The organism is Nocardiopsis halotolerans DSM 44410 (assembly GCF_000341065.1).
GTDB classification, from domain to species: domain Bacteria; phylum Actinomycetota; class Actinomycetes; order Streptosporangiales; family Streptosporangiaceae; genus Nocardiopsis; species Nocardiopsis halotolerans.
Genome location: NZ_ANAX01000080.1, coordinates 1 through 21,650, shown reverse-complemented (window position 1 = coordinate 21,650; position 21,650 = coordinate 1). Strand labels below are relative to the sequence as shown.

Genomic DNA, 21,650 nt, shown 5'->3' with positions numbered 1-21,650 from the left:
TGCCGCCCGGTGGGAAACCGATCCTCGTGCCGTGGGAGGGCCGGTGTCCAGACGGGGAGGGACACCTCGGAAGGCGTTCATCCGCCCGTCGCCGGGGGGACACCTCGCGCGTTTCGGGGCCGCTGCGGCCCGGCCGTGCCCGTTCGCGCCCCTGTGGAATCCGGTGACCGGTGACCGAATGGCCCGCGTCAGGCCTCGGCGGCGCCCTCGCGGACGACGCGGCGGTGGAGGAGGGCCAGCACGGCCAGGACCAGGCTCAGCCCCAGGGTGGCGGTCCCCGCCGCCAGGAACGGCTCCAGGGTGAGGGCCCGTACCACCGTCGCGTCCGGAGCGGTGAACTCCGACTCGCGGGTGTACGCCAGGGTCCGGGCCGAGTCCCACGCGGACCATCCGACGAATGCGACGGCCAATGGCAACTCCAGCACCAGCAGCGCCCGGTGCGTGGCCGGGAGGCTCCAGCCGTGCAGGTGGCGGGCGAAGACCGCCTGGGAGTGCGTACGGACGTGGACGACGCACACCGTGACCCCGGTGACGAACAGGACAGCGACCGCCCCGGCGAGCGCGAACCCCTCCATGCGCGTCTGGGAGGAGATCTCCCGGTACTCGTCGGCGGCCTGGAGGGCCACGGGTTGGACGCCGTCGAGGTAGGCGGGCAGTTCCCCGACGGCGAAGGCCTCGCCGTCGGGGACGAGGGCGGCCCCGCTCATGGCGTGGTCGCGGTAGTGGGCGGGGCGCAGGACCTCGGAGCCGTTGGGCACCGCCACGACCACGGGGTCCCGCACGAAGGGGATGCCGCTCCGGTTTCCGGTGGGGGAGGCGCCGTATGTGAACAATCGTTGCCCGGACCGGCTGAGCGCGGTCTCGACGTCGATCCGCGGGGGCGTGTCCCCGGCCTCCTCCCACGACGCGCGCAGCTGACGCCCGACCTCCGTGCCGAGGGCGTCCGCCAGGTCGGCGTGGGCCTCGGGGACGAGGACGCGCACGGCGCCGCCCCCGGACGAGGAACTGTGCGGCTCCCCGTCGGGGTCCAGGACGGGACGCCGTTCCAGGTAGGTGTCGTTGACCACGACCATGGCGAGGCCGCCGGGCAGGGGCCGGGGCGCTCCACCGAGAACGGAGGTGTCGTCCGAAGGCGCCACCAGGAGCAGCTCCCCCCGTGCGTCCAGGGTGCGGAGCGCCTCGCCGAACTCCTCCACCGTCTCCTCCTCGCCCAGTTCGTCCACGTTCCCCGAGAAGTGGAAGCGGGAGACGCCGTCGGCCTCCGCGAAGAGCGCCCGGCCCTCGTGCTGGCCCCGGAGGACCTGGAGGCTCAGGGCGAGGCTCGCGGTGAGACCGAGTACGAGCACCAGGGCGGGCACGCGGACGGCGTAGGCGCCGACGGTGGCCAGGCGTGCGGGCAGCCTGCCCCCGAGCGCGGGAAGGATGCCCGTGACGTGCACCATGGCGAGTGCGGCGGCGTGCGTGACCAGGCCGACGGCAGTGAACACGGAGAGGTGGAACAGGGCCGCCTCCAGGAGCAGCCCGGCGCGGGACAGGGCTCCGTGGAGCAGGAGAAGGCCCGCCGCGGCCACCGCGACGGTCGGGGCCGCCACCACCCAGAACCGTGCCAGCTGCGCGAGGTCGCGCAGGAGGACGCGGACCGGTGACACGCCCTGGAGGCGCAGGACGGCGTAGGAACGGGAGTTGAGGAGCACACCGGTGCCGACGGAGACCACGCCGCACAGGAGGGCGATGACGAAGACGTCGGCGAACGTGCCGTGCCGGGCGATCTTGAACCACTCGTCGTTCTCGTACGCGGAGGCGACGTGTCCGTCCAACCCGTACGCGGACAGGGCCCCGAAGAGGTCGGATGCCTTCTCCTCGGGGCCGAGGAGGCGGTAGGCCCCGCGCGGATCCAGGTCCGCGGCCTCGGCCCAGGGGTGGACCTCGGTGCGCAGATCGGGGGAGAGACCGGGATAGCCCCGTTCGAGCCAGGAGCCGCCGGGCCGTTCGGGTGCGCCCACGGCCAGGTACAGGTGGCGGACACCGCCCGGATCGCGCGGGTCGGCGACCTCCAGGGCGATGTTCACCCGGTGCTCCTCGGCGAAGGAGGCGACCGTTTCGTGGACGCCGTCCCGACCGGCCGCCTCGTTGGTGCCCCGGACCTGCACGAGCGTCGCGCCGGGGTCGAGTACGGCCTCCAGGTGTTCGCGGACCACCAGGAACGACAGCAGGGCCGAGAGCACGAGGAAGGCGGCGTGTGCGAAGGTGATGCCGCGATGGAGCATGAGGGGGTTTCCGGATCCGGGCAGGGGCGAGGGACGTGGGGCGGGGAAGCGGGGGGACGGGGGACCGGTGTCCTGTTCCCGGGGCGGGCGGTGCCGGGCGCCGCTGTGCGTGGCCGAGCCGTGAACGCGGGTCGCCGCCCGCCCCCTCGTACGGTGTGCCGGTTCTACACGGTCGCGGTGAGGCGCTGCTCCTGGACGTCGAACACCGCGTCGCAGGCGTCGCGCACGTCGTCGTTGTGGGTGGCGACCACCACCGCGCACCCCTCGCGGGCCATCGCGCGCAGGGTGTCGATGACCATGCGCCCGTTGTCCTCGTCCAGCGCGCCGGTGGGCTCGTCGGCCAGCACCAGGGTGGGCTGCTTGACCATCAGCCGCGCCAGGGCGACGCGCTGCTGCTCGCCGCCGGAGAGGTAGTGCACCTTCTCCTTCTCACGACCGGCCAGGCCGACGCGCTCCAGGGCCTGGGCCTGGAGCTTGCGGTCGCGCCCCGCCACGTCCAGGTTCGCCCTGATCGTGGCGTTCTCCATCAGCGCGTAGTTCTGGAAGAGGTATCCCAGGTGGTCGCGGCGGAAGCGGCGCCGTTTCCCGGCGCTGAGGCGGGTGATCTTCTTCCCGTCGTGGACGATGTCGCCGCCGCTCGGGCTCTCCAGGAGCCCCATGCAGTTGAGCAGGGTGGTCTTGCCCGAGCCGGAGGGGCCGACCAGGGCGAGCATCTTCCCGGCGTGGACGGTCAGGTCCAGGTCCCGCCACAGGGTGCGCTGGCCGAAGGACTTGGCGAGGTTGTTCAGGGTGATCATGGTGTTCCTCGGGGGTCAGGCCTGGGAGGCGCCTTCACGGACGATACGGCGGTGGAAGACGGCGAGCGCGCCGAGGGTGATCGCGAGGGAGGCCAGCGCGATTCCCACGGCGTAGAGGGGTTCTACCCCGGTGGTGGTCACCAGGCCGGGAATCGGCGGTCCGGTCGCGTTGTTGGCCGCCACCAGTGTGCTGATGGTGTCCCACGTGGCCCAGCCCACGAAGGCCGCCGCGATGACCCCCTCGACGACCAGCAACCGCCGATGGGTGGCCACGAAGGTCCAACCGCTGATGTGCCGGGCGAAGATGGTCTGTCCGCGCGTACGTACGTGGATGATGCACGCGGCCACGGCGGTCAGCAACAGCACGGCGCTCGCACCGACGAGGTTGAACAGTTCGCTGCGCAGCCTCACCACGGTCTCGGCATGTGTTCTCAACGCGACGGTGGTGAGCTTCTCGACCATGGAGATGTACTGGGACGCCTGCTGGTTTTCGGCGCGGAACTCCTCGACCACGCTGGGGTCCAGGAAGACCGTCTCTCCTCCGGACATGTGGTTGACGTAGCCGGCGTCGGACATGACCTCCCCGTTGGGCAGGGCGATGATGACCGGTTCGTGCAGCAGGGGAAGGAACCGGAGGCCACGATCGCCCTGCGCTCCGTAGGTGAACACGGTCTGGTCACCGGCGGCCGGTCGCACCTCGATGTCGAAGGCGCGAGCGGGCAGGCCGTTTGCCTCAAGCCAGCCGGTCATACCTTCGGTCAACTGGTCAGCATGCGCGGAGGCGGACTCAGGCACGATGACACGGATACTCTCGCCGGGCCCGTAGCGCTCTCCGGACGGCGCGAGGACCTCCTGTTCGGTCAGGTACGTGTTGTTGACGATGAGGATGGGATTGTCCATGTCGGGTGGTTCCGGATCGCTGGGTAGGAGCCGCACCGGGTCCACATTGACTGCCAGCACCATGTCGCCGTTGGTGTCGACCCGACGCAGCCACGGGCCGAGTTCGGCGTCGACGGCTTCGGGGTCGGACCAGCCGTAGTTGGAGCTCAGGCCGAGCCGTGAGGCGTCGCCGTACTGCTCGTAGACCTCCAACCCGATGCGCTGTTCCCGGGCGTTCTGCACGTTGAGGACGACGGAGCCGACGATGACCAGGGTCAGTACCAGCACGGGGACGCGTACCAGATAGATGGCGACGGTGGTGCTGCGTACGGGCAGACGGCCCTTGAGCGCGGGCAGGATCTCGGTGGTGTGCACCAGACCGAGTACTGCGGCGTGCACGATCAGGCAGGGCACGGCGAGCAGCCCCAGGAACACCAGCGCCAGGGGTGCGTAGAAACCGAGTTGGTTCCAGCCGTTGTAGAAGCCGAGGAACGCCAAGGTGGCGGCGGCCACCACGGGCAACGCGATCGCGCCCAGGCGGGCGACCCTGGCCAGGTCCCTACGCAGGATGGCCGCGTAGGAGTGCCCCTGGAGGCGCATAACGCCGTAGTCGCGGGAAGCGAGCAGGACACCGGCGCCGACGGCGGTGACGGTGCCGAGCAGAGCCACGACCACGAGGTTGAACAGGTGGCCACCGGTGAGGAAGTGCCACAGCTGGGCGACATGCGTGCCCGGTGCCTCGCGCAGACCGTGGTCGGCGAGCGCTTCACGCAGGGCGGGCTCAGCCCGGGGCGCGTCGAAGACCAGGTAGTTGCCCTTGGGCCCCACATCGCCGAACTCGGTGAGGGGGTGGGTCTCAACGGTGAAGCTGCGGCTGAAGGACGGGTAGCCCTCCTCCAGCCAGCGGGCGTGGTGGGAGTCGGGGTCGGAGACCGCCAGGTACATGTGGGCCCGCGAGGAGGGTTCCTCGACGTCGAGGATGACGTAGCCGATGGCGGCGCCGTGTGCGTCGGCGACCTCCTGCACGGTACGCGCGACCTCGTCGGTGTCGTGGGTTCCGTCGTCCTCGGTGATCCACACCATCTCCGAGTCCTCGAGGACGTAGAGGGTCTGCTCGGCCGTGGCGGCGAGGAGGAAGGCGATGAGCGCGGCGAACGCGACGCAGGCCGTGTAGGCGAAGGAGAGGATGCGGTTCGGCACCTGGGCGTCCTGGGAGACGGGTATGGCGGACCCGCCGGTGGAGCTGCACCTGCGGATCTGGGGCACGGACGGTGATCAGCAGCTGGTGCGCCAGTAGGTCTTGTTACCCCACCGGGCTTCGGGGGCGGTGGCGTAGGAGGTGTATCCGGCTGGGGCGGATGTGCGGTCGGTGTAGGTGCCCACGGCGGTGGAGCCGTGGCAGACGCCGCCGTGGAAGTAGTTCGAGTACACGGAGCCGGCGGAGAAACCGTGCTCCCATCGCCCGCCTCCGACGTACTCGACGACGGCCAGTGCGGTCCCGGTGGCGCCGACGGCCAGGCCTGAGGCGAGCAGTACGGTGGCGGCGGTACGCCTGATGCTGTTCTTCATGGGGATCCTTCGCCGGGGGGTTGTATGGCTGGTTACGTATGGTAATCAACCAGTAGGAAAGCTAACAATGCCCATGTGGATGCGACAAACCTCCCCATGCTGCGCGAACAGCTGATTCTGGGACGGAATGCTGTTCCACCTGGATGTTTGTTCCGGTGCTGTGGAGGTGACCGCATCCGGCCGTGCCCGGGCTGAACCGGAAGGCCGCGTGGAGGCGATAGGTCCGGTGCCCGTCGGTGGCTCCAGACTCTGGGGATGGGGTATGGGCCGCGGCGGAGGAGTGCCCCGGGGAGGGAAGACCGTTTCCGTGGTGGTGGCCGGGGGTACATGAGGCGAAATGCTCGCATAGCGCCCAATTAGTGACAAAGCGGGCAAGGTGTGGGTGTCCGTGCCGTGGTCGACGGCACGGAGCGCTTTCTCGGAGGGGCTCGGGGCCGTGGGCGCGCCCGAACCGCTCGGAAGGGTGCGGAGAAGGTGAGTCGGAGTACCCAGGGAACCGGAAGAAACAGGGATCGGTCCACCGGCGACAGGAGACCCCCGAGAGGCGAAGCGCCACCCGAACAGGACACCGAGGCGGGGCGGAGGAGACGGCCCGACGGTGCGAGGAAGGGGCCCAAACCCCGCCGCGAGCACACCGGCCGTGCCCGCCACGCCGAGGACCCGGACGTGCTCCTCGACGTTCCGGTCGTGAAGGTCGACGAGATCGAGCTTGGGGTGGAGAACCTCCGAGCCTCCGTCTCCCTTCAGGCCGAGGTGCTGGACCTGCTCAAACTCAAGGTGGGGGCGGACGTCGAACTCGGCCGTGTCGACCTCACCATCAAGGGGGTCGAGGCCGAGGCCCTGCTCAAGGTCCAGCTCGACAACGTCCGCGAGATCATCACTCGGGTCCTGCGGACGATCGACGCGAACCCGCAGATCCTGGAACACGTGGCCCGGGGAGTGGAGTCCTCGCTCGACCAGGTGGCGGAGGGCGCGGGAGAGGCCGCGGGGACCCTGGGCGGGGGCACGGCGAACGCGGTGGAGGACGTCGGGGAAGCCGTGGATGAGGTCGTGGAGGACCTCGACGACGAGGACGAGCGGTGAGACGCCATGGCCGCCGTACCCGGGAGGCGGAGCCGGGGACCACGGGTGACCGAACGGAAGCCGCGTACGACGTGGAGGTCAGCGCTTCCGTGTCCGCGGACGAACTGACCTTCCGGGAGGTGCCGGAGGTCAGGTCCCGGACCTGGGGGCACCCGGACCATGAGGGAACCTCCGGCAGTGAGCGCCACGGCCTTCCCCGGAGGGTTCGCCCGGGAGTGGTCTACACGGACATCCGCGTCGACTACCGGCTCGCGAGCCGGATCCAACTCTCCGAGGCCGAGACACCGCAGGACCGCGACGCCGAGGAGGAGTGAGCGCGTCGCGGCCCCAGCGGCCGCCGAGCGGGGGAGCGGCACCGTCGGCTTCCACCGCCGACCGCCACCGGACCCGGTGCCGTTCCCGCGCACATGGCGGGTCGGTACGGCCACCGTGTGGAGACACGTGCGAGACCGTCTCACTGCTCGCCGCGCACCTTCCCCGGACCAGGCACCACGGCGGACCCGGGAAGCCGGGGCGGGCCGTGGTGGAGGGAGGAGGCCGCCCCCGGTCCCGGGTGTCCACCGGTGCGCCCCCGACAACGCGAAAGGCCCTGACCTTCGCGTTTCCGCGCTGGTCAGGGCCTTTCGGCTCTGGGGTGAGTGACGGGACTTGAACTGGGGTGGGCAAGTGTCCTGACCTGCGGAAACGCGAGAATCTGCGGGTAGTGGGGGAGGTGGTTGCCCGGTTGTGCTGTGTTGTCCCGCGTTCCGATGGGAGGTGTGCACCCTCCGGGTGCACATGGAAAACTTCGTGGAGTGCTTCAAAGCGGGTGAGGGCCGTGAAAAGTGTGTCGAGACCGAGCGGCTCAAGCCGTTCACACTGGACGGGCTCCTTGTCCGTGTCAAAGTAGATCTCGACACCACCTGGATGCGGGAACCAGGTTTGACGATGCCGATTCACTGGCTTTGCCCGAAGTCATCGCTGCCGAAAACATGGATGACCTGCAAGCGGCCCTGGCCGAGTTCGCCGCGAACACTGAATCCCTGAGCAGGGTGGACAAGTCTGAGGTACTCCCGGGGTAAACCGGCCGTGCAGCTTGGTGGGATGATTCTGATCGATGGTTGATCGAGTCGGGTTATCCCGTCTTTGTATTCCCTCGGTTTTCGAGGTTCTCGCTTCGGTTCATGGAGGTACTTGTGGACGTATATCCGGCACGCGTCATGCAGGCGGGAGAGAACTATGGTGGCGACCTTTTTATGGAGGGGGTGAGTATTTATGAGCAGGGGTGTGTCCGATGGGTCGATATCAGATTCGGGAGTGTTGAAGGAGCCACCGGAGCCTGGTCTGATGAGCATCAGGTTTGGGTCGGGGTCCGTGATGGTCTGCTGGTATCCGAATGTGATGACTGCATTCTTAGCCCTGGGGGATATTTTGGCCTCCTTGACGATGAGGACGAGGAAGAGGAGCCAGAGGACAAGCTCTGCAAGCACGGTGTCGCGGTAGCGCTCGCGGCGCTCGATGAGGGGGCCCTGTTCTATGAACTACCCGGGCCGGAGAAGTCAGCCCGTCCCCGGCCTCACCCGGAAGCTGACGCCTCCCTCAAGCTCGACCGGGGAAGTTCGCTCAACGGCTTGCGGACCAGCGAGTTCCGAACCCTCGTCCAGCATGTTCTGGCGAGGAAGCCCGAGCTGATCGCGGACTTCGAACAGGTAGCGGTCGCCCAACTGAACGACGCCGACCCCGCTGTGTTCTGCCGCCGAACCAGGACGGAACTGGAACGCTTCCGACCGGATGAGCTTCCCGCCTTCATCGATGCGCGCGAAGGGGAGGTGAGCGCTAGGTACATCAAGGAGGACGAGAGCGGATACGTCAAGAACGATCCGGACGAAGTCGTCCTTTCCTATTCCCTGAGGCCGCTGGTCGAGGACGTGACCCGAAGATTCGCCGTCGGGGCGAAGGCCGGGGCGCGTGCTGCCGCGCTCGGTGTGATCCAGGGGCTCTACGCGGAGCGGGATGGGAAGGCCTGGCAGGACCCGACCGCGTTGGATTACCTCGGCGAGGACATCCTGCTGGGCGAGGCCTGCGGCATCGCTCGGATCGCGGACGCATGGGGTGGGAAGCTGGAGCTGTGGGACTTCCAGAGGACGGTCCCGGAGTGGGCTCGCCAGATTTCCAAGGTGCGGGCTGATCGGTAGCCCTATGCCGGAGAGGCGTGACGTCAAGGTCCTGTGACAACCGCGCCCGGCCGTGCTGCTTACGTTGGGGGACACGGCCGGGCTCTGCCGATGGCGCGTCGGCTGATCCGCCGTGGTCCGCCTTCCTCAATCAGAGCCAACAGACGGTGGGTGTGGTGTTCAAGCTCGGGACCGGGAGAACCAGGCCAGGACCGACCGCTTGTAGCCTTCCGGCATCGGCAGGCCGGGCACCTGGGCTTCGGTGAACAGTCCGGCCTCCTTGTGTTCGCTGGAGACCACGACCGGGGTCTGGGAGTCGATGTGGCACCCGTAGGTGACGATGAAGACGTGCCGGTCCGCCTGGGTGATGTGGTACATCCACGAGTCGAGGATCTCGGTCACCTGTACGGGCCAGCCGGTTTCCTCCTCGATCTCCCGGGCCAGGCACGCCTTGGGGCTCTCCCCGATCTCGATCTTGCCGCCGGGCAGTTCCCACTCATCACGCTCGTTGCGCAGCAGCAGCACTCGGCCGTCGCGGATGACGACGCCCTTGACTGAGACGGGGAACGTGCGCGGGGCGTAGGGGGTATCGGACATGGGGAGCTCGCTTTCGACGGCGTGTGGGCTCGGCACTCGTGAAGTAAACAGGAGAGCTGAGTCGTACGAGGTGTGTCCGGCGAACTCTCTGATCATGGCTCTGGATTCTCCTGCTCGGCCGCTTTCCAACCCTGGTACGGCAGTGGATCGAGCTGGGCTCAGCGGGATGACTGACGGGGCTTGGCCCCGGTTGACGGGCGCTACTGGGTGGGACCGCAGCTTGGAAGGCTCTGGGCCTCCCACCCTTGCGCTGCGCGCGTTCTAGACTCTGGCCATGTCGAGAACCCTCTACCTGGTGCTGTCCGGAGCCCCCGCCCCCGAAGGAGCCTCCGAACTCGTGCGGGCGTTTCAGAACCAGGACTGGCGAGTAACGGTCCTCTCCACTCCCACGGGTGTGCGCTTCCACGACCAAGAGCGGTTGGAGGATCTGACCGGCGAGCCGCTCCGCGTCGACTTCCGTAGGCCGGGGACGGGCAAGAGCCTTCCCCCCACCGACGCCGTCCTGGCGTGTCCGCTGACTTTCAACACGGTCAACAAGTTCGCTCAGGGCATCGCCGACAACTTCGCCGTCTCCCTGCTGTGCGAGATGGTCGGCTACCGGGTACCCACCGTGGTGGTGCCCCACTGCAAACCCCAGCTCGCCTCCCACCCCGCCTTCGCCCGCTCCCTGGAGACCCTGCGCGCGATGGAGGCGGTCACCCTCCTGCACGACCCCGACGCGCCCTATGAGCGCCGCATGCCCACCTGGCAGCGCGTCGTCGACACCGTGAACCGCCTCTGACCGAAAGGCACAGCGTGGACCCCGCCTCCCGAGGCCAGACGATCAAACGCGCCCGCCGCAGGCACGGCTACTCCCAGAGTGTGCTCGCCGGACTCGTTGGGCGTTCGGAGTCCTGGCTTTCCCAGGTCGAACGCGGAATCCTCACGGCGGACTCCTACGAGGTCCTGAACCGTTTGTCGCGCGTGCTTCGGCTCAACATCGCCGAACTGACCGGCACCGAACCCGAGGCGGTCACCGACATGCGCTACGACGCCGCCCGCACGATCGAGCAGGCCATGATGCGGTACTCCACGCTGGAGACCATCATCGCCGAGATCAGCGCCGAACCCCGGGTCGACCCGGACGTGCTGTTCGCCCAGGCCCACCACGCCTATGCCGCCTACCAGGCGGCCCGTTACGACGAGGTCGGACGACGCCTGCCCCGACTGATCCGGGACGCGGAGGCCGCCGCGCACAGCCGTGGCGCCGATCGGCCTGCGGTGTGCGCGGCCAGAGCCATGGTCTACAACACCACGGCCGCCCTGCTGCGCAAAGTGGGGGAGAGGGCCCTGGCCTGGCAGGCCGCAGACCGCGCCATGTCGGCCGCAGCGTGGGCTGATCAGCCACTGTTGACCGCCGTGGCCGCCTACCGGATGGCGTATGTGTTCATCTCACGGGGACGTCCCGCCGAAGCGACGGAGTTGGCGATGGGCGCTGCGAGCGCACTCGAACTCCGGATGAGGCCCGGTACTCCGGAGGAACTGAGNGCCACGGCCGCCGCCGCGGAGTTCGACCGGGCAGCCGTGCCACGCCTGCTTCGCCAAGCTCACCGTGCGGCTGAACGCCTCGGCGGGGACCGCAACCTGCACGGGACGGCGTTCGGCAGGACCAACGTCGCCATCCACACCATCAGCACCGCCATGGCGACCGGTGACGCACGCACCGCCGTGGAAGTGGGAGAGGACCTGGACGTCAGCGCCCTGCCCAACGGGCTGGTCAGCCGACGCGCCCAGGTCAGTTTGGATCTGGCCCGCGCCTACACACAGCGGCGCCAGGACGCCGCAGCGGTCCACACCCTCCTGGAAGCCGAACAACTCGCCCCCGAGCTCATTCGCTACCACCGGGGGACCGCGGGTGTCCTGACCGAACTGTTGCGCCGGGAACACCGTCGCTCCACCCCCGAACTGCGCCCCTTGGCTCGCAGAGCCGGAGTGGTCTGAGCCGACCCGCAGATTCCTGTGGGTCTTTTACCCTCTGACGACTGCGAAACCGTGAGGTGTTCACGCCGTACGGTCGCTCCATGCCGATCACTAGCGCCCCGGGGCAGGCCACGCCCGGATGTGTTCCTCGCCAGCGTGACCAGAGCACGGAAGACGTCGTGCTGGCCCCCCGCTTCCAGTCGCTGGTCCTCCAGCCGACCACATTGTGCAACCTCAACTGCTCCTACTGCTACCTGTCTGCCTCTGAGCGCAAGACCCGCCTGGAGATGTCCGTCCCCGTCGCCGAAGCCCTCGCAGCCGGTATCACCGAACGGGGGACGGACGTGGTGGACGTGGTCTGGCACGGCGGCGAGCCCCTGACCACCCGACGCGACCGCTTCCGCGCTCTCCTGGAGCCGTTCGAGCCCCTGCGCCACCAGGGCAGAGTCCGTCACTTCGTCCAGACCAACGCCACTCTCATCGACGACGCCTGGTGCGACCTCTTCCACCGCTACGGCTTTCGTGTGGGCGTGAGCATCGACGGCCCGGAGGCGGCCAACCGAGCACGCACCGACTGGGGCAACAGACCGTCCTTCGACCGCGTAATGCGCGGCATCTCCCGGCTGCGCGCCCATGACATCGCCTTCTCCGCCATCTGCGTGGTCACCGAGCAGACCGTCACACAGCCCGAGTCCCTACTGGAGTTCTTCGAGGATCTGGGCGCCACCAGCGTCGGCTTCAACATCGAGGAACTCGAAGGCGCCAACGACGACCGCCAGACCATCCCTCCCGAACTCGTACGTCGCTTCTGGCGGAAGATGTTCGACCGCCTCGATGCCGGAAGTCCTCTGCGCGTACGCGAGGCCGACCGACTCCTGGGCTACCTGGCCGACGCGCGAGCTGGAGGCAAGGACCGGTGGGACACAGCCCTCCATGATCCCATCCCGACGGTGGGGACCAACGGTGACGTGGTCGTGCTCTCCCCGGAGCTGCTCGGGGTCAAGGACGACCGCTACGGCGACTTCGTCCTCGGCAACGTCCTGGGCCAGACCTTGGCTGCCATCCTCAACCGCATCGACGAAGCCTCCTATGTGCGCGAGTACACCGAGGGCGCACGGCGGTGCCGTCAGGAGTGCGAGTTCTTCGTGTTCTGCCAGGGAGGGCAGGCCTCGAACAAGTACTTCGAACACGGAGACTTCACCGTCACCGAGACCGCCTACTGCCGTAACTCGAAGATCGAACTCGCCCGCGCGCTGGGCGAGAAGATGGGAGCGTGAACGATGAGCAGTGTCATGACCGTGCTTGAGCGGTCCTGCGAGGTCGCCGACCTGATCAGGCGGCTCCGGCCGAGCACCCCGGTGGGGCGGTTCGACAACCGCGACACCTGGGACAACAAGAACGGTGGCCCCTGGGACAACCGTTCCACCTGGGACAACTGGAGCAAGTAGAACGGGGAAGGCTTCGTGGAGACAGCCCGGATCCGGAGCGCGAAGGTGCTCCTGCCCAGTGACGACGAGGCCCCGGTGGCCTCGTGGCCGCATCCGAACCCGTTGGAGGAGGAACGGGTCGTCAACACCGACTTCCGGTCGGTGGATCTGTCCTCACACCGTTTGGTGGACGTACGCCTCGACCGGTGCCGGTTCCGCACGTCGAGGCTGATGGGTGTGTCACTGGTGCGGGTGTCCCTGCGGGACGTGGTCTTCGAGGGCTGCCAGTTCGACTACGCCACCTGGGCCCAGGTCAGAGCCGTTGGCGACGTGGCGTTCGTGGGCTGCTCGTTCAAGGAGGCCGCGTTCGAAGGGTGCGACCTGCGAGAGGTGGTCTTCGACGACTGCGCCTTCGGCGCGGATCTTCAGGGCACCTCTCTGACCGGTGCGGACCTGCGTGAGAGCGATCTGTCCGGGCTGTCGGGTCTGGCGTCATTGCGTGGGGCCAAGGTGACCGAGATGCAGTTGCGCCAGCTCAGCGAGGTCATGGTCCGCGACCTGGACCTGACCGTGGCCGAGGCGCCACTGTAACCGTTCAGGAGAAACAGCCCCGGAGACGGACTGGCTTGGCGAAGCAAAGGTGTGGCCGTTCCGGAGCCGTCGTTAGTGTCGGGGCATGGCCTCTGATCCCACAGAATGCTTCTCCCGCCCGAGGGTCGCCGCTGGTGCCCTGTTCTTCAATCACCTCGGCCGGGTGATGATGGTGGTTCCCTCCTACAAGGACTACCTGGACATTCCCGGCGGCTACATCGAGCACGGGGAGACACCGACCCAGGCCGTGGCGCGCGAGGTGAAGGAGGAACTGGGGATCGCTCCGCCCCTTGGGCGACTCCTGGTCGTGGACTGGGCACCCAACCCCTCCGAGGGCGACAAGCAGCTGTTCGTCTTCGACGGAGGAGTGCTCGGCCAGGAGTGGCTGGACCAGATCACCCTCGACCAGGACGAACTGACCGAGTACAGATTCCATGACGTGGCCACGATCGAGGTGGCAACGATCCCCAGGCTCGCGCGCAGGATCGCCCATGGCGCACGCGCACGTCAGGAAGGCACAACGGTTTACCTGGAGAACGGCGAGCTCGTCTCGTAGGCGTTCACTCGCTGGTCAGGTGGAGGGTGCTGACGAAGGCCTTCCACTCGTCCGAGGTGAAGGCGAGCTGGCCGCGCGAGCGGTTCTGGGTGTCGCGCACGTCCGCACCGGTGCTGTGCTCGCGGACCTCGACGCACTCGTTCGACCCGCCGCTGTAACTGCTCTTGTGCCAGTCACTCATCGTCGATCTTCCTCATCTCGTCGCGGATGGCCTGCAAGGTCTCCTGCGGGTCGCGTGCTGCTCCCTGAAGGGCCGTGAACAGCAGGCGGCTACGAAAGATACCAGCGGAGTCGGTGATGATCCGGCCCTCCTCAGCTGATTCCATGTAGACGACTTCCGGTGCGTCAGCGGTCGTGATGATCCGTCGTGGACCGGAGTTTCCCGCATGGCGAGGAGAGTTCGTCGGCACCATCTGCACGGTCAACCGGTCGCCGTCCACAAGGCTAGCGACGTGAGCGAGCTGCTCCCGTTGGATTTCCGGAGAACCGTAGCGGCGGGCCAGCACGCTCTGGTCGATGATCAACCAGAGCGAGGGAAGTTCGGCCTTCGCCATGCGCTCCGCGCGTTCCCGACGCTCCTTGGCCAGAGCTCGAACTTCCCGACCTGCCAGCCAGGGAGACCCGTAACGGATGAGCGCGTGAGCGTACTCCTCCGTTTGCAGGTAGGAGGGGAACACCAGGGGCTGGTACTCGAAGAGGGCGTCGGCGGCGTGGGTACGCTTGGTGACCTCGTGCAGCCACACCTGACGTCCGGAACCCGTCAACTCCTCCCAGAGCTGCTCCAGCCTCCCGTCGCTCTCCAGGATCTCGTCCAGGAGCTTGCGCAGCCACGGCCGGGCCATCGCCCGGCCGTTCTCGATGTCGGACACGTGTGAGTCGCTGATCGTCGTGCCGCGCTGGCTGACCCGCCGGGCCAGGGCCTGCTGGGTGAGTTCGGTTTCCCCGCGTAGCCTGCGCAATTCGCGCCCGAACGCCTTGAGGGCGCGTTCGTCTGTGTGCATGAGGCCATGTGATCACAGGGCGACGCGGCGTGTGGGGTATTCCACAGAATTCCAGAGGCATATGGAAGATTCGGGAACTCTCCGTCTGGCCTTCCCGGGGTGAACGCTCTGACCACATCCTTTCGTTGCGGGCTCACGCACAGCGACCACGACCACAGCGAAAGGACCCGGTGGAAATCCATGACCCCGGCTCAGACCTCCCTCGACCTGCCCAGGCGTATCCGCCACACCGACCCCGACACCAGCGGCCTGGTCTGCGGTGCCGACCTCCACCACGTGCGGGCCGCACGCCGCTGGGCGATGCAGGCCACCAGGACCACACCCTCGGCCGCGCACCCGCTGCTGGTGTCGCTGGCCGAACTGCATGCCAACGCGCTGAAGCACACCGCCTCGGGCCTTCTGGGCGGTCGGGTGCGGATCGAGATCCAGCGGCGCCCGCGCCTGTTCCTGCTCCGGGTCACCGACGACGGCCCCTGGCCCGGCAGGAAGGCCACCGTGCCCACGGCCTCCACCAAGTTCGGCGGGGGGAAACCGGAATCCGTGCTGGCCGAGGGCGGATACGGCCTGGCGCTGGTGGACGCCCTGGCCCTGTACTGGGACTTCTCCGGCAAGGAAAGCGGGCCGCTGACGGTTCGCGCCGCTTTCGACCGTTCCGGGTGGACTCGTCTGCCGTGGTGATCCGAACGCGGTGACATTTCCCAGCGGCCGATATTGAAGAACCTCGCTTAACCAATCGAACATCAACCACCCTGCGGAAACGGTGTCCTTTTCCGCAGGGTTCGGGCCATTCGTGCCCCTTGTGTGGTGTGGGTGGGAAGCGCAGTTCCGGATGGCGTACGACCCCGGGGCCAATGACACCCACCCACCTCACACGGCCAAAGACAGAAGACGTGGAGGCGCCCCGGCCCGGTGTTAGCGGCACCAGGCCAGGGCTGAATCCCCACCTGACACAACCAGGAGGAGATCGTGGAGAAGCCTAGCGGTCGGCACCGCAAACCCGTCCGGGGATGGGCACAGCAGGTGCGGTGGCTGTTCGGCGCGGTACTGGCCGCCGTGCTGTGCAGTTCCGTGGACGTTCGGCGACAGGACCAGCGCCCACTGCCGTCACCTCGCAGCAGCACACGAGAGCAGACGATGCCCCTGCCGTGCGTCAGGACCGCTGTGTCCGAGACGGAGAGGCCACGGCCGGGAGGCGCTCCGGTCGCGGCCCGGCACACACGCCCGGTTCCGGGACCGGTGCGGATACCGCACCCTCGTCACCCCCACCCCTCCGAGCAGGGCTGGTGTGTGGACGACGACGGAGTGCGCGGAGTACGCCCCTACCTGTTCCATGATCCGAGTCGGAGGCCTCGCCGCCTTGAACGGGTCGAGGCCGAGCCGGGGGAGTTCGACGAGCTGGCCGCTGCGGTGAGGACCTGGCTGGACACACGCCACTGAGAACCCCATCCCGGTTTCGGGGCGGTGCCACAGGTGTGGCACCGCCCCGAGGGCGCTGGTGGGGAGGTGATGTGTCCACTGAACCCGTTCTGAACCCGAAGTGAACCCGCCCCGGGGGTAAAGCAGGAGGCACGTGCAGGTCAAGGTTGCCCCCGCCGGTGTCGAATCCGAACCCTCTCCTGGCTCTTTTAGGGGGTGAAGGGCAAAGAAGAGAGCCGACCCGGGAGGGCGCGTGTGAACGACTACGCCACGACACTGATCCACCTGGCGCCACGGATCACCGACCGGGACCGCCAGATCCTGACCGGGCTGTGGGAGCACCGGGTGATGACCACCCACCACCTGCACCGCATCTACTTCCCCGACGCCGGACCACGCCGCGCCCGCTCACGGCTGCTGGCTCTGCACCGCTACGGAGTCATCAACCGGTTCCGCCGCCACGCCCACGACCGCAACGCCCCCGACCACTGGATCCTGTCCCCCACCGGCGCGGTCCTGGTCGCCCTGCACCAGGACCAGGAACCCGACGCGCTGAAGTTCCGCTCCGACCGCGCCCTGGCTCTGGCCCATTCACCGAGTCTGAACCACATCCTGGGCCTGTCCGAGACCCGCGCGGCCTTCACCGAAAGCGCCCGCACGGTCGGCGCACACCTGCGGCGCTGGCACGGAGAACGCGCGTGCTTGGATAAGTGGGGCAGGCACATTCGCCCCGACGCCTACGTGCGCTGGGAAGAGCACGAGGTGGCGGTGGACGCGTTCATCGAGTACGACACCGGCACCGAGTCCCTGACTCAGCTCAAGAGGAAGATGCCCGGCTACGCCAATCTGGCCCGCACCAGCAAGCTGCCCTCGATCGTGCTGGTCCTGGTCCACTCCGACCAGCGCGAGGACAACACCGCCCGCAAGCTCGCCACGGACTGCACCGCCAAGGTGGGGGTGTATCTGAGTACCCACCACCGGTTGGCCCAACAGGGTGCGGCTGGGCCGATCTGGCGTCTGGCCCACCGCCCCGGCCGGGTGCCCCTGCACGACATCCCACGCGCCTACCCCAACCGGAAGGAGAACACCGATTCTGGGAACGGTGGGCGGTGAACCCCTGGGCCAACGGGTGGGCCTGTACACGGTCCTTCCGGGCGTCCGCGTGGTGGTCCGGCCTTGGGTGGACCACCCCTGAGAGCAGTCACAGTGCAGGTCGTCCGGGCTTGGGGGTGGTCCAGTGGCCGCCCCGGCTGTCTACCCAAGGAGGTAGTCCTCTTCACGTGGGGCGGGCGGCGCCCGGGGTGTGTGGGGGCGTTCACGCCCCCGCACACCCTCATCACCAGGCCACCACCAACTACGACGGCCTGTCTCCTCTGCTCTTCTGCTGCTGGAAGCTCTTTCTGGCTACTGCCTCTGGTCTTTCTCGTAGCGCTCGGCGTGGTGGCGTTGGCGCGGTCAAGATCAGCCAGCGGCCCGAGGAGGACGGCGGCGCGGCTTCGTGGTCGCGGATCGAATGTCGCATCCGTGAGGGCGGACGTCTTCCTAGGGGTTCATCAGGGCGAGAACACCAGAGCGGCAGGGCGAGGTCGACCGTCGTGCGGCGGTGTTCAGTGCGGCTCGTGACCGATCACGAAAGGGCGAACATGGGGGACATTCGACGACGGATGCCGTTGGGGGAGCGGGGGCTGTTGGTGGGCGACGTGGCGGCCCGAACCCGGGGACCGCGTCCCACGGGCCGGGACGGTGTGTCGGGCGCGGACAGCCCGTCTGACGACCCCACAGGGCCCGATGCCGCCCGTACCGCTGGGGGCAACGGTAGGGGCGGGGCCGGTGGGTGGCAGGCCTACGCGGCTTGCCGGGGGCAGAACCCGGACCTGTGGTTTCCGCACCAGGGCGGGTCGGTGCGCGACGCCAAGCGTGTGTGCCGTGTGTGTCCGGTGCAGATCAACTGCCTGGCCGAAGCGATGAAGCGCGGCGAACTCTACGGGGTGTGGGGCGGGGCCTCCGAGGACGAGCGCCGCCAGTTCCGCTCCGCTCTACGGAACGAACGCGGGGGAGGTGCGCATGGCGCGGACCGGGCGGCCTGACAACGACGGCGACGGAAAGGTGCCGGAGCGGTTGCTGACGATTCCCGAGGCGGCGCGAGTGCTCGCGGTACCGGAATCGTGGCTTCGCGAACGGGTCCGGTTGCGGCGGGTACCGCACCGCAGACTCGGCAAGCACGTGCGCTTCAGCGCCACTGACCTGGAGCAGATCGTGGCGAGGGCCGCCCAACAGGTGGCCCCCGGGCAGCGGGGTGCCCACGCCCACGGGTGGCTGCGCACCCAATAGGCAAGGAACCCAAGCGGGCCGGTGGGGCGTGCACCCGCCCCACCGGCATACCCGAGGCCTGTAGCTGCTCTAGGAGATCAGGCGCAGACGCTGCTCATCGCCGGGGTCGGTCCAGGGCCCCGTGCTGGTGGGCGGGCCGTCGATGGCCTCGATCATGGTGTCGTCGATGTCGGTGACCAGGTGTCCGTAGCGGTCCATGGTCGTGGTGATCGAGGTGTGGCCCAGGCGGCGCTGGATCTTGAACACGTGCACGTCCTTGTCGATCAGCCACGCCACGTGGGTATGGCGCAGGTCGTGGATGCGCGGCTTCTTGCCCAGCCCCCGTTGCTGGGCCTTCTTGACTCCGGGCGCCCACCTTCGCCCGTAGAAGGAGGAGTGTCGCCACCAGGACCCCCGTTCGGTGGTGAACACGAACTCCTCCGGGCCCTTGCCTTCCAACCGTGGTCGCAGGAGGTCGATGGTGCCCGGGGAGAGCGGGATGCGCCTGCGCGAGCTGCGGGTCTTGGGCGCACCGAGCCGGAAGGTGTTGTCGGGGCAGCGCTTCCACGCCCGCCGCACGTCCAGGTGTCCCCGTGTGAGTGGTTGCCCGTCGGGTCCGATGGCGGGGGTCAGGGTGATGTCGCGGACCTGGAGGGCGGCGAGTTCGCTGTAGCGCATCCCGGTGCGTACGAACACCTCCACTATGTCGCGTACGCCCTCGGCCATGGAGTCCCGTAGCAGCGTGAACTCCTCCCTCGTCAGGAAGCACATGTCGGCTTCGCCCTCACCGTCGTCGACGCGGGGCAGGCGGGCGCGCGATGCCGGGTTCGAAGGCCGTAGCGGCGGGTTCTCTCGCACGGCGGCCTCGCAGACGGTGAACAGCAGCCCGTGCAGGTTGTGGATGGACTTGGGGGAGAGCGGTTTGCGCAGCCACCCCGGTTCCTTCTTCCGGCCCCGACTGGGCGCGCTGGTCCTGTACGGGGCGGCGGGGTCGGGGACGCCGGTGCGCAGATGGTTGATCCAGGTGCGTACGTCCTTGGGTTTGAGCTGGGCGGGGTCGCGTAGGTTCACCTTTCCGAAGCGGGGGATCAGGTGGATTGCCAGGTCGCGGTGGTAGTCGGCGCGGGTGCGCTCCTCGATGCCGGTCATGGAGTCGACGAGGTCGCGGGCGTAGTCGGCGAACAGCACCGGCTCGGCCTCGGGTTCGTCGTCTTCGTCGGTCCTGGCCCATCCGTGTCCGGGGACCCATCCCGGGGCCCAGCCTTGGCGGCGGATCCAGTTCTCGGGCCATTGGTGGTCGGCGGCTTCGACGTGGAGTGTGAAGGTGTGGGCGTCGGCGTGGGTGTCGAAGGGTTCGGACTGGGGTGCGCCGGTGCGGGTGCCGCCGAGCCGCCATTTCACCCAGTAGCGGGTGCGTCCGTCGGCCAGTGTGCGCTGGTTGATGGTTGCCATGCGTGGACCATCGCTTGGGTGCGGGCGGAAGCGAAGGGAATCGGCGAAGGTTCTCGAAGATCTTTTCGCAGGCCAGCAGCGGTAGCCCATTCATCCGGCTTTGTACGGGATGTCGGCCTGGGGTCACTGATTCGTGCACCCTTGTGCGCCCCCGGCTCCGGAGTGAGTGACGGGATGGGTGGTGCACACTCACGGGGCGAATCTTTACCGCCGTGCACCCGCTGGTGCACCCCCGACAACGCGAAAGGCCCTGACCTTGCGACGTTTCCGCTGGTCAGGGCCTTTCGGCTCTGGGGTGAGTGACGGGACTTGAACCCGCGACTTCTTGGACCACAACCAAGTGCTCTACCGGCTGAGCTACACCCACCACGTCCGCTTGGCCTCTCGGCCCCGCGTACGTATGAAAGCTTAGCGGATCCCGGGGAGTGCTTCGATCAGTTTTCGGTCGCGTCGGTCCCCGAAGCCTCCGCGCGGACCCCGAGACCGGTGCCCCCGGCGACCACGTCAGCCGCGACGGCACGGGCCGTGGCCGAGCTCGGGCCGGGCGCGGCCACGAAGGCCGCGGCGCGGTAGTACCGCAGCTCACGGATGCTTTCGGTGATGTCGGCGAGCGCCCGGTGCCCGCCGTTCTTCTCCGGGCTCGCGTAGTACACGCGCGGGTACCAGCGGCGCAGCAGCTCCTTGATGGAGGACACGTCCACCATCCGGTAGTGCAGGAACTCGTCGATGCGTTTCATGTCACGTGCCAGGAACGTGCGGTCGGTGGCGATCGAGTTGCCGCACAGCGGGGCCTTGCGCGGCTCGGTCACGTACTGGCGGATGTGCTCCAGCACGAGGTCCTCGGCCTCCTGGAGGCTCACGCCCTTGTCCAGTTCCTCCAGCAGACCCGAGGTGGTGTGCATGTCGCGGACGAAGTCGCCCATGCGGTCCAGCGCGGCCTGCGGGGGTTTGATCACCACGTCCACACCCTCGTCGAGGATGTTGAGCTCCCCGTCGGTGATCAGACAGGCCACCTCGATCAGCGCGTCGCTCTCGAAGTCCAGGCCCGTCATCTCGCAGTCAATCCACACCAAACTGTCGTTCATACCGGTCAGCTTAGGGGTTGTGTGGTACCCGAGGGGATGACGAAGGGGCGGCCGGACCGTGTCCGACCGCCCCTGGGAGTCCGGGCTAGTCCCAGACCCAGCTGTCCGGGACGCCCTGCGGCTCACCGACGCCGAAGATGGCGTACATCCAGTCCCAGACGTCCCAGAACTGGAGGTAGAGCGGGACCAGGACGACCACCAGGATCAGGAGGAAGGTGAGGCAGCCGCAGCCGCATCCCCGCTTCTTCTTCTTGGGCCGCTGCGCGGGAGGCTGCTGGTAGGGGTGCTGTCCGCCCGGATGCGGCGGCTGGCCGGGCCCCTGCGGACCCCACTGGGGCCGCTGGGGACCTCCGGGGTACCCGCCCATGGGCGGCTGACCGCCGGGACCGTTGGCCATGGGGCCGGGCGTGGGCGGGAATCCGGGCGGCGGACCGGGGCGACCCATCCGCTGCGGGGGCGGAGGCGGCGGCCCGGGCGGACCCTGCGGTGGGCGCCCAGGGGTGTTCGG

25 protein-coding genes and 1 tRNA gene are annotated in these 21,650 nt (G+C 68.2%); 14 read left to right on the top strand and 12 right to left on the bottom strand.

Features of this window, described 5'->3' with window-relative positions; genetic code table 11:
• Window positions 1–188: 188 nt before the first annotated feature.
• The 4 genes from D455_RS0106500 to D455_RS0106480 form a co-directional block, all read right to left on the bottom strand.
• On the bottom strand, window positions 189–2,267 hold the full coding sequence (locus D455_RS0106500) for a hypothetical protein (RefSeq protein WP_017569946.1): 2,079 nt from the start codon (window positions 2,265–2,267) through the stop codon (window positions 189–191).
• 164 nt (window positions 2,268–2,431) lie between these two features.
• Complete coding sequence (locus D455_RS0106495; RefSeq protein WP_017569945.1) at window positions 2,432–3,064, bottom strand: ATP-binding cassette domain-containing protein; 633 nt, start codon at window positions 3,062–3,064, stop codon at window positions 2,432–2,434.
• 15 nt (window positions 3,065–3,079) lie between these two features.
• Window positions 3,080–5,143: a bacteriocin-associated integral membrane family protein gene (locus D455_RS0106490; protein ID WP_017569944.1), complete on the bottom strand. Its 2,064-nt coding sequence runs from the start codon at window positions 5,141–5,143 to the stop codon at window positions 3,080–3,082.
• A gap of 75 nt (window positions 5,144–5,218) precedes the next feature.
• Window positions 5,219–5,512: a lactococcin 972 family bacteriocin gene (locus D455_RS0106480; protein ID WP_017569942.1), complete on the bottom strand. Its 294-nt coding sequence runs from the start codon at window positions 5,510–5,512 to the stop codon at window positions 5,219–5,221.
• A gap of 666 nt (window positions 5,513–6,178) precedes the next feature.
• Between D455_RS0106480 and D455_RS33420 the strand changes: the two genes are divergently transcribed.
• Window positions 6,179–6,595, top strand: a complete 417-nt coding sequence (locus tag D455_RS33420) for a hypothetical protein (protein WP_017569941.1) — start codon at window positions 6,179–6,181, stop codon at window positions 6,593–6,595.
• A complete protein-coding gene (locus D455_RS0106470; protein ID WP_241480184.1) occupies window positions 6,592–6,909 on the top strand; it encodes a hypothetical protein in 318 nt (105 codons plus the stop codon). Before D455_RS33420 ends, D455_RS0106470 begins: the two co-directional genes overlap by 4 nt.
• A gap of 621 nt (window positions 6,910–7,530) precedes the next feature.
• Here the strand turns inward: D455_RS0106470 and D455_RS34115 are convergent.
• Window positions 7,531–8,064, bottom strand: coding sequence for a hypothetical protein (locus tag D455_RS34115; protein ID WP_160167831.1), 534 nt, complete (start codon window positions 8,062–8,064; stop codon window positions 7,531–7,533).
• Between the two features lie 141 nt (window positions 8,065–8,205).
• Here D455_RS34115 and D455_RS34110 point away from each other — a divergent pair, with 141 nt between their 5' ends.
• Window positions 8,206–8,769 (top strand): hypothetical protein, encoded by a 564-nt coding sequence (locus tag D455_RS34110; RefSeq protein WP_160167830.1) that lies wholly within the window; start codon window positions 8,206–8,208, stop codon window positions 8,767–8,769.
• Window positions 8,770–8,928: 159 nt separating this feature from the next.
• Here D455_RS34110 and D455_RS0106455 read toward each other — a convergent pair whose 3' ends face one another.
• Complete coding sequence (locus D455_RS0106455) at window positions 8,929–9,345, bottom strand: NUDIX hydrolase (RefSeq protein WP_017569937.1); 417 nt, start codon at window positions 9,343–9,345, stop codon at window positions 8,929–8,931.
• Window positions 9,346–9,619: 274 nt separating this feature from the next.
• On the opposite strand from D455_RS0106455, the gene D455_RS0106450 reads away from it, so the two are divergent.
• The 6 genes from D455_RS0106450 to D455_RS0106425 all read left to right on the top strand — a co-directional run bounded on the left by D455_RS0106450 (window position 9,620) and on the right by D455_RS0106425 (window position 13,878).
• Complete coding sequence (locus tag D455_RS0106450; protein ID WP_040684554.1) at window positions 9,620–10,126, top strand: flavoprotein; 507 nt, start codon at window positions 9,620–9,622, stop codon at window positions 10,124–10,126.
• A gap of 14 nt (window positions 10,127–10,140) precedes the next feature.
• The gene (locus D455_RS0106445; protein WP_017569935.1) at window positions 10,141–11,325 is read left to right on the top strand and encodes a helix-turn-helix domain-containing protein; all 1,185 of its coding nucleotides are present in this window, start codon (window positions 10,141–10,143) and stop codon (window positions 11,323–11,325) included.
• An 80-nt stretch (window positions 11,326–11,405) separates the two neighbouring features.
• Window positions 11,406–12,581, top strand: a complete 1,176-nt coding sequence (gene amcB / locus D455_RS0106440; protein WP_241480183.1) for a cyclophane-forming radical SAM peptide maturase AmcB — start codon at window positions 11,406–11,408, stop codon at window positions 12,579–12,581.
• Window positions 12,582–12,584: 3 nt separating this feature from the next.
• Entirely contained in the window at window positions 12,585–12,752 is a 168-nt protein-coding gene (gene amcA, locus D455_RS34440; protein WP_169552603.1) for a multiple cyclophane-containing RiPP AmcA, read from the top strand.
• A gap of 15 nt (window positions 12,753–12,767) precedes the next feature.
• A complete protein-coding gene (locus tag D455_RS0106430; RefSeq protein WP_017569932.1) occupies window positions 12,768–13,322 on the top strand; it encodes a pentapeptide repeat-containing protein in 555 nt (184 codons plus the stop codon).
• A gap of 85 nt (window positions 13,323–13,407) precedes the next feature.
• On the top strand, window positions 13,408–13,878 hold the full coding sequence (locus D455_RS0106425; RefSeq protein WP_026122377.1) for an NUDIX domain-containing protein: 471 nt from the start codon (window positions 13,408–13,410) through the stop codon (window positions 13,876–13,878).
• 4 nt (window positions 13,879–13,882) lie between these two features.
• On the opposite strand, the gene D455_RS32545 is transcribed toward D455_RS0106425, so the two are convergent.
• Both D455_RS32545 and D455_RS0106415 read right to left on the bottom strand, forming a co-directional pair.
• On the bottom strand, window positions 13,883–14,059 hold the full coding sequence (locus D455_RS32545) for a DUF397 domain-containing protein (RefSeq protein ID WP_017569930.1): 177 nt from the start codon (window positions 14,057–14,059) through the stop codon (window positions 13,883–13,885).
• On the bottom strand, window positions 14,052–14,879 hold the full coding sequence (locus tag D455_RS0106415; protein ID WP_017569929.1) for a helix-turn-helix domain-containing protein: 828 nt from the start codon (window positions 14,877–14,879) through the stop codon (window positions 14,052–14,054). Before D455_RS0106415 ends, D455_RS32545 begins: the two co-directional genes overlap by 8 nt.
• A gap of 180 nt (window positions 14,880–15,059) precedes the next feature.
• On the opposite strand from D455_RS0106415, the gene D455_RS0106410 reads away from it, so the two are divergent.
• The 5 genes from D455_RS0106410 (at window position 15,060) to D455_RS29440 (ending at window position 18,626) form a co-directional block, all read left to right on the top strand.
• Complete coding sequence (locus D455_RS0106410) at window positions 15,060–15,557, top strand: ATP-binding protein (RefSeq protein WP_017569928.1); 498 nt, start codon at window positions 15,060–15,062, stop codon at window positions 15,555–15,557.
• Window positions 15,558–16,166: 609 nt separating this feature from the next.
• On the top strand, window positions 16,167–16,316 hold the full coding sequence (locus tag D455_RS34805) for a hypothetical protein (RefSeq protein WP_206539248.1): 150 nt from the start codon (window positions 16,167–16,169) through the stop codon (window positions 16,314–16,316).
• 234 nt (window positions 16,317–16,550) lie between these two features.
• Window positions 16,551–17,408 (top strand): replication-relaxation family protein, encoded by an 858-nt coding sequence (locus D455_RS0106405; protein WP_017569927.1) that lies wholly within the window; start codon window positions 16,551–16,553, stop codon window positions 17,406–17,408.
• A 530-nt stretch (window positions 17,409–17,938) separates the two neighbouring features.
• A complete protein-coding gene (locus D455_RS35840) occupies window positions 17,939–18,382 on the top strand; it encodes a WhiB family transcriptional regulator (RefSeq protein WP_152487011.1) in 444 nt (147 codons plus the stop codon).
• Window positions 18,360–18,626, top strand: coding sequence for a helix-turn-helix domain-containing protein (locus D455_RS29440; protein ID WP_017569924.1), 267 nt, complete (start codon window positions 18,360–18,362; stop codon window positions 18,624–18,626). The genes D455_RS35840 and D455_RS29440 overlap by 23 nt, the downstream gene beginning before the upstream one ends.
• Window positions 18,627–18,695: 69 nt before the next feature.
• On the opposite strand, the gene D455_RS0106385 is transcribed toward D455_RS29440, so the two are convergent.
• From D455_RS0106385 to D455_RS0106370, 4 genes are all read right to left on the bottom strand, one after another.
• On the bottom strand, window positions 18,696–20,057 hold the full coding sequence (locus D455_RS0106385; RefSeq protein ID WP_017569923.1) for a tyrosine-type recombinase/integrase: 1,362 nt from the start codon (window positions 20,055–20,057) through the stop codon (window positions 18,696–18,698).
• A 291-nt stretch (window positions 20,058–20,348) separates the two neighbouring features.
• Window positions 20,349–20,424: transfer RNA gene (locus D455_RS0106380), tRNA-His, on the bottom strand.
• 67 nt (window positions 20,425–20,491) lie between these two features.
• Window positions 20,492–21,142 carry an oligoribonuclease gene (gene orn / locus D455_RS0106375; protein ID WP_083922151.1) on the bottom strand — a complete coding sequence of 217 codons (651 nt, stop codon included), beginning with the start codon at window positions 21,140–21,142 and terminating at the stop codon, window positions 20,492–20,494.
• An 85-nt stretch (window positions 21,143–21,227) separates the two neighbouring features.
• Window positions 21,228–21,539, bottom strand: a complete 312-nt coding sequence (locus D455_RS0106370; protein WP_241480182.1) for a hypothetical protein — start codon at window positions 21,537–21,539, stop codon at window positions 21,228–21,230.
• Window positions 21,540–21,650 lie beyond the last annotated feature (111 nt).

What these genes read in the sequence shown, in the direction of transcription:
- D455_RS0106500 (WP_017569946.1), bottom strand. Translation starts at nt 2,267, where the DNA reads ATGCTCCATCGCGGCATCACCTTCGCACACGCCGCCTTCCTCGTGCTC.
- D455_RS0106495 (WP_017569945.1), bottom strand. Translation starts at nt 3,064, where the DNA reads ATGATCACCCTGAACAACCTCGCCAAGTCCTTCGGCCAGCGCACCCTG.
- D455_RS0106480 (WP_017569942.1), bottom strand. Translation starts at nt 5,512, where the DNA reads ATGAAGAACAGCATCAGGCGTACCGCCGCCACCGTACTGCTCGCCTCA.
- D455_RS0106455 (WP_017569937.1), bottom strand. Translation starts at nt 9,345, where the DNA reads ATGTCCGATACCCCCTACGCCCCGCGCACGTTCCCCGTCTCAGTCAAG.
- D455_RS0106450 (WP_040684554.1), top strand. Translation starts at nt 9,620, where the DNA reads ATGTCGAGAACCCTCTACCTGGTGCTGTCCGGAGCCCCCGCCCCCGAA.
- amcB (WP_241480183.1), top strand. Translation starts at nt 11,406, where the DNA reads ATGCCGATCACTAGCGCCCCGGGGCAGGCCACGCCCGGATGTGTTCCT.
- amcA (WP_169552603.1), top strand. Translation starts at nt 12,585, where the DNA reads ATGAGCAGTGTCATGACCGTGCTTGAGCGGTCCTGCGAGGTCGCCGAC.
- D455_RS0106425 (WP_026122377.1), top strand. Translation starts at nt 13,408, where the DNA reads ATGGCCTCTGATCCCACAGAATGCTTCTCCCGCCCGAGGGTCGCCGCT.
- D455_RS32545 (WP_017569930.1), bottom strand. Translation starts at nt 14,059, where the DNA reads ATGAGTGACTGGCACAAGAGCAGTTACAGCGGCGGGTCGAACGAGTGC.
- D455_RS0106415 (WP_017569929.1), bottom strand. Translation starts at nt 14,879, where the DNA reads ATGCACACAGACGAACGCGCCCTCAAGGCGTTCGGGCGCGAATTGCGC.
- D455_RS0106410 (WP_017569928.1), top strand. Translation starts at nt 15,060, where the DNA reads ATGACCCCGGCTCAGACCTCCCTCGACCTGCCCAGGCGTATCCGCCAC.
- D455_RS35840 (WP_152487011.1), top strand. Translation starts at nt 17,939, where the DNA reads ATGGGGGACATTCGACGACGGATGCCGTTGGGGGAGCGGGGGCTGTTG.
- D455_RS29440 (WP_017569924.1), top strand. Translation starts at nt 18,360, where the DNA reads ATGGCGCGGACCGGGCGGCCTGACAACGACGGCGACGGAAAGGTGCCG.
- D455_RS0106385 (WP_017569923.1), bottom strand. Translation starts at nt 20,057, where the DNA reads ATGGCAACCATCAACCAGCGCACACTGGCCGACGGACGCACCCGCTAC.
- orn (WP_083922151.1), bottom strand. Translation starts at nt 21,142, where the DNA reads ATGAACGACAGTTTGGTGTGGATTGACTGCGAGATGACGGGCCTGGAC.
- D455_RS0106370 (WP_241480182.1), bottom strand. Translation starts at nt 21,539, where the DNA reads ATGGCCAACGGTCCCGGCGGTCAGCCGCCCATGGGCGGGTACCCCGGA.